A 13,102-nucleotide genomic window follows, 5' to 3' on the forward strand; every position below is an offset into this window, starting at 1 on the left:
CTGCACGAGATGGTCAAGCGCGATGCGAAGCGCGGGCTGGCGTCGCTGTGCATCGGCGGCGGGATGGGCGTCGCGCTTGCGGTCGAACGTCCGTAACCGGTCGTTGGTCACTGCCAAACCAATCCGTGCGCCGGCCGATTGCGGCTTCGGCCGGCGCACGTGAAGTCAGAGGGGGCCTCCGGCGGCTCTCGAAACCAAAAAATGGAGTGAGATTTATGTCTCAGCGAATTGCGTACGTAACGGGCGGGATGGGCGGCATCGGCACCAGCATCTGCCAGCGTCTGTCGAAAGACGGCTTCAAGGTGGTCGCGGGTTGCGGCCCGAATTCGCCGCGCCGGGTGAAATGGCTCGAGGAACAGAAGGCGCTCGGCTACGATTTCATCGCGTCGGAAGGCAACGTGGGCGACTGGGACTCGACCAAGGCAGCGTTCGACAAGGTCAAGGCCGAAGTCGGCGAGATCGACGTGCTGGTCAACAACGCGGGCATCACGCGCGACGTCGTGTTCCGCAAGATGACGCATGAAGACTGGACGGCCGTTATCGACACCAACCTGACGAGCCTGTTCAACGTGACGAAGCAGGTGATCGACGGGATGGTCGAGCGTGGCTGGGGCCGGATCATCAACATTTCGTCGGTGAACGGCCAGAAGGGGCAATTCGGCCAGACGAACTACTCGACCGCGAAGGCCGGCATCCACGGTTTCACGATGTCGCTCGCGCAGGAAGTCGCAACGAAAGGCGTGACGGTCAACACCGTGTCGCCCGGCTACATCGGCACCGACATGGTGAAGGCGATCCGGCCGGACGTGCTCGAGAAGATCGTCGCGACGATCCCGGTGCGTCGTCTCGGCGGGCCGGAGGAAATCGGTTCGATCGTCGCGTGGCTCGCGTCGAATGACTCCGGCTTCGCGACGGGCGCCGACTTCTCGCTGAACGGCGGCCTGCATATGGGCTGAACGTCCGGCCGCGCGCGCCGCTGCGGCCGCGCGGCCTGGCGTTTCCGAAGGCCCCCGCTTCCCGGATCCGGGAGGCGGGGATTTGTCACTTGCGCTACGCTGCACCGAAAGGCGTTACATGACTACTACAAAGAAAACGGCCGAGCGGCTCATCAAGAAGTACCCGAACCGCCGGCTCTACGATACCGAGACGAGCACGTACATCACGCTGACCGACGTCAAGCAGCTCGTGCTGGAACAGGAGGACTTCAAGGTCGTCGACGCGAAATCCAACGAGGACCTGACGCGGAGCATCCTGCTGCAGATCATCCTCGAGGAAGAGAGCGGTGGCGTGCCGATGTTCTCGTCGTCGATGCTGTCGCAGATCATCCGTTTCTACGGTCATGCGATGCAGGGCATGATGGGAACGTACCTGGAAAAGAACATCCAGGCGTTCATCGACATCCAGAACAAGCTCGCGGATCAATCGAAGAACCTGTACGAAGGCAACGCGATGAATCCGGAAGTCTGGTCGCAGTTCATGAACATGCAGGCGCCGATGATGCAAGGGATGATGACGAGCTACATCGAGCAGTCCAAGAACATGTTCGTGCAGATGCAGGAGCAGATGCAGAACCAGGCGAAGTCGATGTTCAGCACGTTCCCGTTCAAGCAACCAGGCGCGCCGGAGCCGGAGAAGAAGTAACGCGTGCGCGGCAGGCCGGTCGCGGCGGCACCCGCCGCCCGACGCCTGGTTTGGCGCCGCGACGCGCGGCTGTGCGATGCGGCCGATCGTGTGCCCGGGCACGACGATGGCCGCTGCCGCAAGATGTTGCCGACGGTCGCTCCTGATCGTCGGCACCGAATGCCCGTACCCTCGCGTGGGGGCGGGCATGATCGTGATCTGGTCGCCCCGACCTCATCCAGACAGTCATCAGCGAATCGATACCCGGGCGTGTCGCGCCTCATGGCGTGCGTTTGTGCCATTGCGGCCGATCGCCGTTGCGTCTGGCCTTGTGATGACGGGCAGCGGCAAAGTGCCCGCGGTTCGCCGGCTTACCTCAGAGTGCCGGATCGAAATCCTGGTGATCGTCTGCGGGAGGAAGGTCGAGCACGAGCTTCACCGCGCAGTAGTTCGCTTTCAGCGAAAACACCCGGCCGATCACGAGAAACGTCTGCCGCGAATTCTCGAGTTCGACGAAGTCGCCCGGCTGCGGCACGTGGGCGCCCTGGTCATAGGAAAAACTGGTGCTGGTCTGCTCGCCGATGGTCTCGGCGGCGTGCTCGGTGAATTCGATCGTGATGTGGGTGGTCATGCGAACCCCATTGGGTAAGTGAAGGGAGCGGATGCAGCGATTTTCGCATAGGGGCGAAGTGAGGCCGGGGCGATTGTCGTGCACGACGTGCGGTGATCGTGCCCATCGTTTCATCATCTCGGTCTGAAAGGACTGGATCACCCGCCGGTGGCGGTCCGATGCGCCTGCGTGCGCTGCGTATTGAGGGCGCCATCCACGGCGTCTTGATCGCCGGTTTTGCCTCGCGGACCCATAAATAGCTGTAAACTCACGCTTTTGCCGCCACGCCCCCCACATTCCAGATGTCCCAGTCCCCCAAAGTAGGCTTCGTGTCGCTCGGGTGCCCCAAGGCGCTCGTCGACTCCGAACAAATCATCACCCAACTGCGCGCCGAAGGTTATGAAATCTCCGGCACCTACGACGGTGCCGACCTCGTCGTCGTCAACACTTGCGGCTTCATCGACGAGGCCGTGCAGGAAAGCCTCGACGCGATCGGCGAAGCGCTGACCGAGAACGGCAAGGTGATCGTCACCGGCTGCCTCGGCGCGAAGTCGAGCGCCAGCGGCTCGAACCTCATCGAGGAAGTCCACCCGAAGGTGCTCGCCGTCACCGGCCCGCACGCGGTGGGTGAAGTGATGCAGGCCGTGCACTCGCATCTGCCGAAGCCGCACGACCCGTTCGTCGACCTCGTGCCGGCCGCCGGCATCAAGCTCACGCCGCGCCACTATGCGTACCTGAAGATTTCCGAAGGCTGCAACCACCGCTGCACGTTCTGCATCATTCCGTCGATGCGCGGCGACCTCGTGTCGCGCCCGGTCGCGGAAGTGATGCTCGAGGCGGAGAACCTGTTCAAGTCGGGCGTGAAGGAACTGCTCGTGATCTCGCAGGACACGAGCGCGTACGGCGTCGACGTGAAGTACCGCACGGGCTTCTGGAACGGCAAGCCGATCAAGACGCGCATGACCGACCTGGTCGCAGCGCTCGGCGAACTCGCCGCGCAGTACGGCGCATGGGTGCGCCTGCACTACGTGTATCCGTATCCGAGCGTCGACGAAGTCATTCCGCTGATGGCCGAAGGCCCGTTCAAGGGCCACGTGCTGCCGTATCTCGACGTGCCGTTCCAGCACGCGCATCCGGAAGTGCTGAAGCGCATGAAGCGCCCGGCGAACGCCGAGAAGGTGCTCGAGCGCGTGCAGAAGTGGCGCGAGATCTGTCCGGACCTGACGATTCGCAGCACGTTCATCGCCGGCTTCCCCGGCGAGACGGAAGAGCAGTTCGAAACGCTGCTCGACTTCATCCGCGAGGCGGAACTCGATCGCGTCGGCTGCTTTGCCTATTCGCCGGTCGAAGGCGCGACGGCGAACGACCTCGACGGCGCACTGCCGGACGACGTTCGCGAAGAGCGCCGCGCGCGCTTCATGGAAGTCGCCGAGGAAGTGTCGGCGCAGCGCATCCAGCGCAAGGTCGGCAAGACCCTCAAGGTGCTGATCGACGAAGTCAGCGAGGAAGGCGGCATCGGCCGCACGGCGGCGGATGCGCCGGAGATCGACGGGGTCGTTTACGTCGAACCGGCGACGAAGGCGTCGAAGCGCTACAAGGTCGGCGATTTCGTATCGGTGAAGATCACCGGCGCGGACGGCCACGACCTGTGGGGCGAGGTTTAAGCGATGACCGCTGCGTTTCCGCAGATCCTCGCGCTCGGCGAGGCGATGATCGAATTCAACCAGTCGCAGCCGGGGCGTCCGGAGTTCCTGCAGGGCTTCGGCGGCGACACGTCGAACTTCTGCATCGCCGCGGCGCGCCAGGGTGCGTCGACGGGCTTCGTGTCCGCGATCGGCGACGATCCGTTCGGCCGCTTGCTGGCCGACATGTGGGCGGCGGAGCGCGTCGACACGACGTACGTGCGGATCGACTGCTCGGCGCCGACCGGCGTGTATTTCGTCACGCACGGCGCCGAGGGTCACCAGTTCGACTATCTGCGCGCGGGCTCGGCGGCGAGCCGCTATGCGGTGGCCGACCTGCCGCTCGATGCGCTGGCGGCGGCGAAGGCCGTGCACCTGTCGGGCATCAGCCTCGCGATCAGCACGGCCGCATGCGACGCCGCGTTCGCGGCGATCGATCACGCGCGCAGCAACGGTGCGCAGGTCAGCTTCGATACGAACCTGCGCCTGAAGCTGTGGCCGCTGCCGCGTGCCCGCGCGGTGATGCGCGAAGCGCTGCGCCAGACGGACATCTGCCTGCCGAGCTGGGACGACGTCACGGCGCTCACGGGCGCGAACGATCGCGACGCGATCGTCGATGCGATGCTCGAACACGGGCCGCGGGTCGTCGCGCTGAAGCTCGGCAAGGAAGGCGCGTACGTGGCGACCCCGAACGAACGGCGTGTGGTGCCGGGCTTCGCGGTCGAGGCCGTCGACGCGACGGGCGCGGGCGACTGCTTCGGCGGCGCGTTCGTTGCACGGATCGTCGCGGGTGACGATCCGTTCGCGGCCGCGCGTTATGCGAACGCGGCGGCGGCACTGTCGACGACGGGTTACGGCGCGGTCGCACCGATTCCGTTGCGCGAGGCGGTGGAACGCCTGATGCAGGGCTGACGCGGCTCACGCATGCCGGTCGTGGCCTCGCGTACGTGACGATGGCCATCGGCGGCTGGCAGCATGCCGCCGCGTTTTTTCGAGCGAATCTGAAGCAAGGAGCAACACAAGGTGGGTCGATATTCCGAATGGCAACGGGCGCTGGTGATCGCCAGTGTGCTGGCGGCGGGCCTCGCGATGCCGGGCGTGGTCGCGGCGCAGGCCGTCGCGCCGGGCGCGCAGCAGGATGAAGCGGCGCCCGCGCGGCCGCTGCGGCCGAATCCGGAATTCGCCCGCCTGCCGCGCTACGAGGGCACCCTCGGCGACCGGCCGATCGTCGTGCATCTCGGGCCGAAGACGGACGAGGAAGGCGTGCACGGCGAATACCAGTTCGCGGACACGGGCGAGGTGGTGCTGCTCGCCGGCGATCGCGACGGAGACACGCTCGAAATCGAGGAATCGAACGACGGCACGAACATCACGGGCGTGTGGATTGGCCGCTTCGACGCGACGGGCGACCTGAAGGCCGACCGGATGAACTCGGACGAATCGGATCCGCAACCCGTCGTGCTGCGCCCGGCGCCGGGCAAGCGCGCGGCGCTGCAGGTGCGCGACGGCCGCGTACGGGAAATCGAGACGGTCGGCGGCATCGTCGACCTGCGCACCACCAACTGAGCGCGCGCTGGCTCGGTGCGCGCGGCGCGCATTGTACCGGGCCAAGCGCGCCGATTTTGGCTACTCTAGCGACATATTCCGCAACCGAACGGCCTTTCCCCCCGGTGTCCAGCCATGACTGCATCCACTTCGAAGCGCGCACTCCAGACCCGCATCGTTCAACCCGACGACATCATTCCGGAAGGCTTCCGTTCGTTCGTCCCACCGGTCGAGCGTGCATCGACGGTCGTGTTCCCCGATCTCGCGACGATGCGCGCGCTGGTCTGGCACAACGACAACCAGTGGCGCTATGGACTGCACGCAACGCCGACGTCGCTCGCGCTCGCGCAGCGGCTCGCCGAGATCGAGGGCGGCACGCATGCGCTGCTGCAGCCGTCGGGCCTCGCGGCGATCATGAACGTCTATTTCGGGATCGTGAAGGCGGGCGACGACGTGCTGATCCCGCACAACGTCTACGGGCCGAACGCCGATTTCGGCAACTGGCTCGCGAAGGATTTCGGCATCGTCGCGCGCTTCTACGACCCGCTCGTCGGCGCCGGCATCGCCGACCTGATCCAGCCGAACACGCGGTTGATCTGGATCGAGGCGCCGGGCTCGGTGACGATGGAAGTGCCCGACGTGCGCGCGATCACGACGGTCGCGCAGGCGCGCGGCATCGTCACCGCGATCGACAACACGTATTCGGCCGGCCTCGCGTTCAAGCCGTTCGAGCATGGCGTCGACATCTCGGTGCAGGCGCTGACCAAGTATCAATCGGGTGGCAGCGACGTACTGATGGGCGCGACCATCACCGCGAACGCGGACCTGCACGCGCAACTGAAGCTCGCACGGATGCGCTGCGGGATCGGCGTCTCGGTCGATGATTGCTCGCTCGTGCTGCGCAGCCTGCCGAGCATGCAGGTGCGTTTCGACGCGCACGGCAAGAGCGCGCTCGCGCTCGCGCAATGGCTGAAGGCGCGCCCGGAGATTGCGGCCGTGCTGCATCCGCAGCTGCCCGACTGTCCGGGGCACGCATCGTTCGTGCGCGACTTCACCGGCGCGGGCGGGCTGTTCTCGGTGGTGTTCGATGAGCGCTACAGCTGCGAGCAGATCGATCGTTTCGTCGAGGCGCTCGAGCTGTTCGCGATCGGCTGGAGCTGGGGCGGCGCATGCAGCCTCGCGATGCCTTACGACGTGGCGTCGATGCGTGCGGAGTGGCCGCATCGCGGCACGCTGGTGCGCTTCTATGTCGGTCTCGAGGACGAAGCCGACCTGCGTGCGGACATCGAGCGCGCGCTGCAGGCTACGCTCGGCCGATAACGGAACCGAAGCGGAAAACGAAACGCCCTCGCGATGCAACATCGCGCGGGCGTTTTTTCATGGGCGGTGCGCGCAGACCGGAAATCAGAACAGCCGCAGCAACCCGTCGAGACCCACGTGGTCGAATGCGACGGTGGCCGCGTCGCGCACGACGGGCTTTGCGTGGAACGCGACCGACAGCCCGGCTTCGGCCATCATCTTCAGATCGTTCGACCCGTCGCCCATCGCGATCGCGCGGCGCGGCTCGAGGCCGAGCGATGCACAGGTATCGCGCAGCATGCGCGCCTTCACGTCCGCGTTGACGATTTCGCCGAGCACCTTGCCGGTCAGCTTGCCGTCGACGATCTCGAGCGTGTTGGCGTGCGCGTAGTCGAGGCCGAGGCGCGCCTTCAAGCGCTCGGTGAAGAACGTGAAGCCGCCCGACACGAGCAGCGTTTTCAGTCCCGCGGCCTTCACGCCGGCGAGCATCGTCTCCGCGCCCGGCGACAATTGCAGCCGTTCCTCGTACACGCGCTCGAGCGCCTGCGCATCGAGCCCCGCGAGCAGCGCGACGCGACGCGTGAGGCTTTCGTTGAAGTCGCGGATCTCGCCGCGCATCGATGCCTCGGTGATCTCCGCGACCTGCGTCTTCAGCCCGCAGAAATCGGCGATCTCGTCGATGCATTCGATCGTGATCAGCGTCGAATCCATGTCCATCACGACGAGCCCGAACTCGCCGAGCGTACGGCCGGCTTCGACGAAGCCGAAGTCGAGCGCGTGCGTGCCGCAGTACGCGTCGATGTCGAGCCGCTGCGCGGGGTTTGCGTTTTCGATACGCAACGCGTGATCGTCGGTCTGCACGATGCGGGTGCCGCGCGAGAGCGCGAGCAGCGGTTTGTGATGCGCGTCCGACAACGGCGCGAGACTCTGGATGACGAGGTTGTGGGTCATGACGGAATGATTGGAAGCGAATGAAACGCGTGCGCGGCCGGCATGCGGCCGCCTGCGAACGCGGGCCCCGTCCGGCGTCGGGCCATCGCGTCGCGAACGCGCCATTGTAGCCGGTTGGTGTCCGGGCGCGGCCGGATCGCCGCGGATGCCCGTCCGGCGCCGCCGCGAGCTCCGCTCACGGGATGGCGCCTATCGTTCATCCGCGCGATCCCAGTAAGGCGGATCGCCGAAGTGTTCGGCCAGGAACGCGATGAACGCGAGCGTCTTGAGCGGCACGTGCGCGCGGCTCGGATAGACGGCCCAGATCGCGACGTCGTTCGCGAACGGGTAATCGTCGAGCACCGTGACGAGCGCGCCGCTCGCGAGCAGCGGGCCGACGTCCCAGGTCGACTTGATCGCGATGCCGAAGCCGTCGACGAGCGCTTCGCGGATCGCCTCGCCGTTGCTCGCGACGAGCCGGCCGCCGACCCGCACGGTGAGCGGGCCTTGCGGCGTGACGAACGACCAGTCGCGCTGGTCGCCGAGGATCACGCATTCGTGCTGCGCGAGATCGGCCGGATGGCGCGGCGTCCCGTGTTCGGCGAGATACGCGGGCGAGCAGCACAGCACGCGCCGGTTCGCGGCGAGCTTGCGCGCGACCAGCGTCGAGTCCTTCAGCGCGCCGAGGCGGATCGCGACGTCGTAGCCGTCGTCGACGAGGTCGACGATCTCGTCGGATAGCCGCAGGTCGAGCGACACGGACGGGTAGCGGCGCAGGAATGCGGGAATCACGGGCGCGACGTGCTGGCGGCCGAACGACGACGACATCGACACCTTCAGCCGTCCGTACGGCTCGCTGCGGCCGTGGCCGACTGACGCGCGCGCGGCGTCGGCCGCCGACAGCAGCGCCTCGGCGCGGGCCATGAAGACTTCGCCGTCCTGCGTGAGGCTAATGCGGCGCGTGGTGCGATGCAGCAACCGCGCGCCGAGCTGGCGCTCCAGCTGCGCGATGCGCGCGCTTGCGACCGCGGCCGACACGCCGAACTCGCGTCCGGCCGCGCTCACGTTCGCGAGCAGCGCCGCACGCACGAACAGGCCGACGTCGAGCAGGTCGAGCGGCTTGTCGGGGGCTGGAATCGGATCGGACGTCATTATTCTGAAATTCCTGAAAATGTTTCAGGAAATATAGCGGTTTTCTCGAATGATCGGGCCGCCTACGATGACATGCGTGGGGCTGCGCCGCAGCCCGCCCGATTTCCCTGAAGGAGTTTCGTGATGAAAGCTGTTGGGCTGACCCGTTATCTGCCGATCGACGACCCGCAGGCGCTCGTCGACGTGGAACTGCCGCAACCCGTGCCGGGCCCGCGCGACCTGCTGGTGAAGGTCGAGGCGATCTCCGTGAACCCGGTCGACACCAAGGTGCGCGCGCCGAAGCCGCAGGTCGAGGAGACCCCGCGCGTGCTCGGCTGGGACGCGGCCGGCACGGTCGTCGCGGTCGGCGCCGAGGTGACGATGTTCCGGTCCGGCGACGAGGTGTTCTACGCGGGCAGCATCACGCGCCCCGGCGCGAACAGCGCATTCCACACGGTCGACGAGCGGATCGCGGCGATCAAGCCGCGCTCGCTCGATTTCGCGGCGTCGGCTGCATTGCCGCTCACCGCGCTGACCGCGTGGGAGGCGCTGTTCGACCGGCTGCGCGTGTCGCCGCAGGGCGCGGACGCAGGCAAGTCGGTGCTGATCATCGGCGGTGCGGGCGGGGTGGGTTCGATCGCGATCCAGCTTGCGAAGACGCTCGGCAAGCTGCACGTGATCGCGACCGCGTCGCGGCCGGCGTCGGCCGAATGGGTGCGCTCGCTCGGCGCGGACGACATGGTCGACCATTTCGGCGACTTGCCTGCGCAACTGCGCGAGATCGGTCATGCGAACGTCGACTACGTGCTGATCTTCAACGACACGGATCGTCATTTCCCTGCTGCGGCGGAAGTAATCCGGCCGCAGGGCGGCATTTGCACGATCGTCGAGAACGAGAAACCGATTCCCGTCGAGCTGCTGAAGGCGAAGAGCGCCGCGTTTCACTGGGAGTTCATGTTCACGCGCGCAATGTTCGAGACGCCGGACATGATCGAGCAGCACAAGATCCTGAGCGAGGTGGCGAGGCTCGTCGACGGCGGCACGCTGCGTACGACGCTCGGCGAGCAGCTCGGCACGATCAACGCCGCGAACCTGCGGCGCGCGCACCAACTGCTCGAGGCCGGGCGCGCGATCGGCAAGCTGGTGCTGAGCGGCTTCTGAGTGCCCCCGAACCTGTCGCTTTGCGCCGGGCCCCCGAAGGTGCTTCCTTCGGGGCGGAAGACGCGAGGCGGCCCGGCGTTTTCTTGAGCGCCGGCATCGCACGTACGGGATACGGCTTCGCGAACGCAAGCGGGGTAACACCCGATGCGTTTGCGGCGCATTGCATGCCGCTTGGCGGTAGACTGGCAACGCATCATGCATCGAAAACCGCGCGGCACGCGCGTGCCGCCGCATTACAAGGAGGTCAGCATGAGCCAACGCAGCTTGTCAGTCGCCGCATCGTGGTCTGCCGTGTTCGCGGCGGCGTGCGTCAGCGCGAGCGTATTCGCGGCGCCGCCTGTCAAGGGCAGCCTGAAGGGCGGCGGGACGGGGCAGCTCGAATACACCGTCAAGGTCGACTCGAAGACCTTCGGCAATACGCAGGAGACCCGCAAGATCCGCTCGGGCGAAACGGATGACTTCAACTGGAAGTCGGTGCCGCCGGGCGGCGCGGTCGCGATGCCCGACGGTTGCCCGAACGCCGACAATCTGCCGCGCGACGCGAACGGCGCGATGGTGCGCCAGACCCAGGTGCGGCTGGCGCCGTCGGTCGACGCGAAGGGGGTCGCGAACGTGCAGATGAGCTTCCAGGCCGCCGCGCCGAAAGGCACGCGCAACGTGAGTGCGGGCGGCAAGTCGCTGCAGTGCCCGGACGTCGTGTCGGTGAGCCAGGTCAAGTGGGTGTCGATTTCGACCAATGGCGGGTCGAAGTCCGTCACGATGAGCGACGGCACGAAGGTGACGGTGTCGATCAAGCACTGAGCGGGGCGCGCGGCCGGTGAGGCGTCCGGTGCGCGCGCAACCATCGCGATGCGCATCCGGGCGATCCGGGGATGGTCGCGCGTGGCGGTTCGTGGCGCGTGGCTTCGGGCCTTCCCGTTGAGCGATGTTCGACTTCGTCGCGCCCGGCACGAGCCGGTTGCGCGGCCATTCGCGCGGCGGCCTGCGTGACGTCATGCGGATGCCACGCTATCCTTCCGGCATGCTCCATCTTCCCCCGAACGACATTTCGATGAAACATTGCATGCGCGTGCTGCTGTCGGCGGCTGCGTTCGTCGCTGTCCATGCGCAGGCAGCCGACGATTGCAGCTTCGTGAAGAAAGTCGAGCTGCCGTCGCGACAGCAGTCCGCCGTCGTGTCGAGCGGCGCGCTCGAACCGTGCTCGACCGGCAGTTATGCGGTGCGCGTGTATTCGACCGCGCATGCCGCACCCGGCTTCGATACGGACGACTACGTGACCGGTGTGCTGCATGCGCGTGACGGCACCGTCGCCGATGCATTCACGGCGGACCTCGGCGCGCGTGCGCCGCAGGCGCTCGTCGTTACGACGCGCTCGGCCGGCAGCGGCGGTTACGTCGGTGCGCAGGCCTATGTGACGACGCCGCGCGCGGTTCGGCTCGTCGCATCGGTCGACGGGCTGGCACCCGACGCCGACGTCACGGCCGCGTTGCGCCGGGCCATCGGCAAACGCCGCGCTGCCCGCTGACCGCATGCCACGCGGATGCCGCGTATGTCGCGGCGCCGCGGGTCAATGCACGCGTTCCTCGAGCCGCGATGCAAGAAACCGGTGATCGGCCGAGAACAACCGGCGATACGTCATCAGCACTGCGCCAACGGTGCCGAGCGCGGACGCCGCGGCGATCAGGAACATGATGACGATCTGATAGCGCACGGCCTGCAGCGGCGACTGGCCGGCCAGCACCTGGCCCGTCATCATCCCCGGCAGGCTCACGACGCCGACGACGGCCATCTGGTTGAGCGTCGGCAGCATGCCCGCGCGCACGGCCTGGCGCGCGGCGTCCTGCGCGGCTTCCCAGCGTGTCGCACCGAGCGCCAGTGCCGTCTCGACGCGGTCGCGTCGCGCGGTCAGTTCCTCCATCATCCGTTCGACGCCGAGCGACACGCCCGTGAGCGTATTTCCGAGGATCATCCCGAGGATCGGGATCGCATATTGCGGCGTGTACCACGGATGAATGCGGATCACGACGAACAGGCCGACGGCCGCGACGAACCAGCTGCTGAACCAGATCGACGCGATGCTGTCGACACGCTGTCCGCGATACGTGTGCTTGCCGCGGCCGGCGCCCGCGAAGCCTGCGATCAGCGTCATCAACGCGGTGAGTGGCAGCACGACGGTCCAGTGCGGATGACCGAACACCCAGCCGAGCACGTAGCCGATCGCCAGCAGCTGCACGACGGTGCGCACGGCGGCGAGCGCGAGCTTGCGCCCGAGGCCGAGCGACAGCGCGGCCGAGATCGCGCCGTTGACCGCGACGAGCGCGGCGGCGATCCCGACGTCGACGAGGCTCAGGTCCTGCAGTGCGGGGCTCATTGCTGCGCCTCCATCGCGTTCGCGGCGTGCAGCACGCCGGCCTGCATCACGAGCCGCATCGTGCCGATCCGGGCGGCTTGCGCCGGATCGTGCGAGATCCACATGTAGGCACGTGCATCGGGTGCCGCGTCGAACCAGGCGCCGACAAGCGCTTCGATCGCGCGCGTCGAGTCGGGGTCGAGCGCGGACGTCGGCTCGTCGAGCAACAGCACGTCGGGGTCGAGCTGCAGCACGCGCAGAAGCGCGGCGATCTGCGCTTCGCCGCCCGACAGTTCGCTCGCCCGCTTGCCGAGAAAATCGGCGCCGCGACCGGCGCGTGCCGCGAGCGCTTCGGCGCGTGCGCGGTCGAACGTCACGTCGCGGTAGATCGCGAGTGAATACGGGTAGCGCAATTGCGCTTCGACGGTCCCGTCCATCTGCGCGGGCCGCTGGCGCACGTAGGCAATGCTGCGCCGGTAGCGCGGAATCGCGCCGCGCCTGATCCGCTTGCCGCGCCACAGGATATGACCGCCGTCGAGCGGGTCGAGCAACGCGAGCGCGCGCAGCAGCACGCTCTTGCCGGAGCCCGACGGTCCCGTGATAGCAATTCGCGATCCCGCGGCGAGGCTGAAGTCGGTCGGCGCGAGCAGTGTCTTGCCGCTGCTGGCGTCGCGGCGCGTGATGTGCTGCGCATCGATGAGGCCGTTTGGGGCTGTCATGTCACAAATGAAAAAAAGCGTTAATGGCGCCGAAGCGTTGCTGCGGCGTGCGCCA

General features: G+C 67.0%; 15 protein-coding genes. 10 read left to right on the plus strand and 5 right to left on the minus strand.

Translation table 11 applies throughout. The annotated features are described in order from the left end of the window. From DIE08_RS15295 to phaR, 3 genes are all read left to right on the plus strand, one after another. Positions 1-96 (plus strand): hypothetical protein (locus DIE08_RS15295; RefSeq protein ID WP_146123790.1); only part of this gene is annotated, 96 nt, incomplete at its 5' end. Positions 97-215: 119 nt separating this feature from the next. Continuing rightward, positions 216-956, plus strand: a complete 741-nt coding sequence (locus DIE08_RS15300) for a 3-ketoacyl-ACP reductase (protein WP_059606930.1) — start codon at positions 216-218, stop codon at positions 954-956. A 118-nt stretch (positions 957-1,074) separates the two neighbouring features. Further along, the gene (phaR, locus tag DIE08_RS15305; RefSeq protein WP_011549704.1) at positions 1,075-1,641 is read left to right on the plus strand and encodes a polyhydroxyalkanoate synthesis repressor PhaR; all 567 of its coding nucleotides are present in this window, start codon (positions 1,075-1,077) and stop codon (positions 1,639-1,641) included. A 355-nt stretch (positions 1,642-1,996) separates the two neighbouring features. Here phaR and DIE08_RS15310 read toward each other — a convergent pair whose 3' ends face one another. Then, on the minus strand, positions 1,997-2,251 hold the full coding sequence (locus tag DIE08_RS15310; protein WP_059537455.1) for a hypothetical protein: 255 nt from the start codon (positions 2,249-2,251) through the stop codon (positions 1,997-1,999). 281 nt (positions 2,252-2,532) lie between these two features. Between DIE08_RS15310 and rimO the strand changes: the two genes are divergently transcribed. From rimO to DIE08_RS15330, 4 genes are all read left to right on the plus strand, one after another. Continuing rightward, positions 2,533-3,894 (plus strand): 30S ribosomal protein S12 methylthiotransferase RimO, encoded by a 1,362-nt coding sequence (rimO, locus tag DIE08_RS15315; protein WP_124629400.1) that lies wholly within the window; start codon positions 2,533-2,535, stop codon positions 3,892-3,894. A 3-nt stretch (positions 3,895-3,897) separates the two neighbouring features. After that, a complete protein-coding gene (locus DIE08_RS15320; RefSeq protein WP_124902383.1) occupies positions 3,898-4,824 on the plus strand; it encodes a sugar kinase in 927 nt (308 codons plus the stop codon). Positions 4,825-4,935: 111 nt separating this feature from the next. Beyond that, complete coding sequence (locus DIE08_RS15325) at positions 4,936-5,478, plus strand: hypothetical protein (RefSeq protein WP_124902384.1); 543 nt, start codon at positions 4,936-4,938, stop codon at positions 5,476-5,478. Between the two features lie 114 nt (positions 5,479-5,592). After that, a complete protein-coding gene (locus DIE08_RS15330; protein WP_124902385.1) occupies positions 5,593-6,777 on the plus strand; it encodes a cystathionine beta-lyase in 1,185 nt (394 codons plus the stop codon). A gap of 84 nt (positions 6,778-6,861) precedes the next feature. On the opposite strand, the gene serB is transcribed toward DIE08_RS15330, so the two are convergent. Then, a complete protein-coding gene (gene serB / locus DIE08_RS15335; RefSeq protein ID WP_059606921.1) occupies positions 6,862-7,707 on the minus strand; it encodes a phosphoserine phosphatase SerB in 846 nt (281 codons plus the stop codon). 189 nt (positions 7,708-7,896) lie between these two features. Then, complete coding sequence (locus tag DIE08_RS15340) at positions 7,897-8,838, minus strand: LysR family transcriptional regulator (RefSeq protein ID WP_124629403.1); 942 nt, start codon at positions 8,836-8,838, stop codon at positions 7,897-7,899. A gap of 123 nt (positions 8,839-8,961) precedes the next feature. On the opposite strand from DIE08_RS15340, the gene DIE08_RS15345 reads away from it, so the two are divergent. From DIE08_RS15345 to DIE08_RS15355, 3 genes are all read left to right on the plus strand, one after another. Then, positions 8,962-9,978: a zinc-binding alcohol dehydrogenase family protein gene (locus tag DIE08_RS15345; RefSeq protein WP_124902386.1), complete on the plus strand. Its 1,017-nt coding sequence runs from the start codon at positions 8,962-8,964 to the stop codon at positions 9,976-9,978. A gap of 249 nt (positions 9,979-10,227) precedes the next feature. Next, positions 10,228-10,779, plus strand: a complete 552-nt coding sequence (locus DIE08_RS15350; protein WP_124629404.1) for a DUF6013 family protein — start codon at positions 10,228-10,230, stop codon at positions 10,777-10,779. Positions 10,780-11,029: 250 nt separating this feature from the next. Beyond that, positions 11,030-11,503 (plus strand): PliI family lysozyme inhibitor of I-type lysozyme, encoded by a 474-nt coding sequence (locus DIE08_RS15355; protein WP_124902387.1) that lies wholly within the window; start codon positions 11,030-11,032, stop codon positions 11,501-11,503. A gap of 42 nt (positions 11,504-11,545) precedes the next feature. Here the strand turns inward: DIE08_RS15355 and DIE08_RS15360 are convergent, their stop codons facing one another. Both DIE08_RS15360 and DIE08_RS15365 read right to left on the minus strand, forming a co-directional pair. Then, positions 11,546-12,349: an ABC transporter permease gene (locus DIE08_RS15360; protein ID WP_059606916.1), complete on the minus strand. Its 804-nt coding sequence runs from the start codon at positions 12,347-12,349 to the stop codon at positions 11,546-11,548. Continuing rightward, positions 12,346-13,047, minus strand: a complete 702-nt coding sequence (locus tag DIE08_RS15365; RefSeq protein WP_124902388.1) for an ATP-binding cassette domain-containing protein — start codon at positions 13,045-13,047, stop codon at positions 12,346-12,348. Before DIE08_RS15365 ends, DIE08_RS15360 begins: the two co-directional genes overlap by 4 nt. Between the last annotated feature and the right edge of the window lie 55 nt (positions 13,048-13,102).

The organism is Burkholderia sp. Bp9004 (assembly GCF_003858025.1).
GTDB classification, from domain to species: Bacteria; Pseudomonadota; Gammaproteobacteria; order Burkholderiales; family Burkholderiaceae; genus Burkholderia; species Burkholderia diffusa.

Excerpts from the sequence above, each read along its gene's own strand:
- DIE08_RS15300 (WP_059606930.1), top strand. The coding sequence starts at position 216 with ATGTCTCAGCGAATTGCGTACGTAACGGGCGGGATGGGCGGCATCGGC.
- phaR (WP_011549704.1), top strand. The coding sequence starts at position 1,075 with ATGACTACTACAAAGAAAACGGCCGAGCGGCTCATCAAGAAGTACCCG.
- DIE08_RS15310 (WP_059537455.1), bottom strand. The coding sequence starts at position 2,251 with ATGACCACCCACATCACGATCGAATTCACCGAGCACGCCGCCGAGACC.
- rimO (WP_124629400.1), top strand. The coding sequence starts at position 2,533 with ATGTCCCAGTCCCCCAAAGTAGGCTTCGTGTCGCTCGGGTGCCCCAAG.
- DIE08_RS15320 (WP_124902383.1), top strand. The coding sequence starts at position 3,898 with ATGACCGCTGCGTTTCCGCAGATCCTCGCGCTCGGCGAGGCGATGATC.
- DIE08_RS15330 (WP_124902385.1), top strand. The coding sequence starts at position 5,593 with ATGACTGCATCCACTTCGAAGCGCGCACTCCAGACCCGCATCGTTCAA.
- serB (WP_059606921.1), bottom strand. The coding sequence starts at position 7,707 with ATGACCCACAACCTCGTCATCCAGAGTCTCGCGCCGTTGTCGGACGCG.
- DIE08_RS15340 (WP_124629403.1), bottom strand. The coding sequence starts at position 8,838 with ATGACGTCCGATCCGATTCCAGCCCCCGACAAGCCGCTCGACCTGCTC.
- DIE08_RS15345 (WP_124902386.1), top strand. The coding sequence starts at position 8,962 with ATGAAAGCTGTTGGGCTGACCCGTTATCTGCCGATCGACGACCCGCAG.
- DIE08_RS15350 (WP_124629404.1), top strand. The coding sequence starts at position 10,228 with ATGAGCCAACGCAGCTTGTCAGTCGCCGCATCGTGGTCTGCCGTGTTC.
- DIE08_RS15355 (WP_124902387.1), top strand. The coding sequence starts at position 11,030 with ATGAAACATTGCATGCGCGTGCTGCTGTCGGCGGCTGCGTTCGTCGCT.
- DIE08_RS15360 (WP_059606916.1), bottom strand. The coding sequence starts at position 12,349 with ATGAGCCCCGCACTGCAGGACCTGAGCCTCGTCGACGTCGGGATCGCC.
- DIE08_RS15365 (WP_124902388.1), bottom strand. The coding sequence starts at position 13,047 with ATGACAGCCCCAAACGGCCTCATCGATGCGCAGCACATCACGCGCCGC.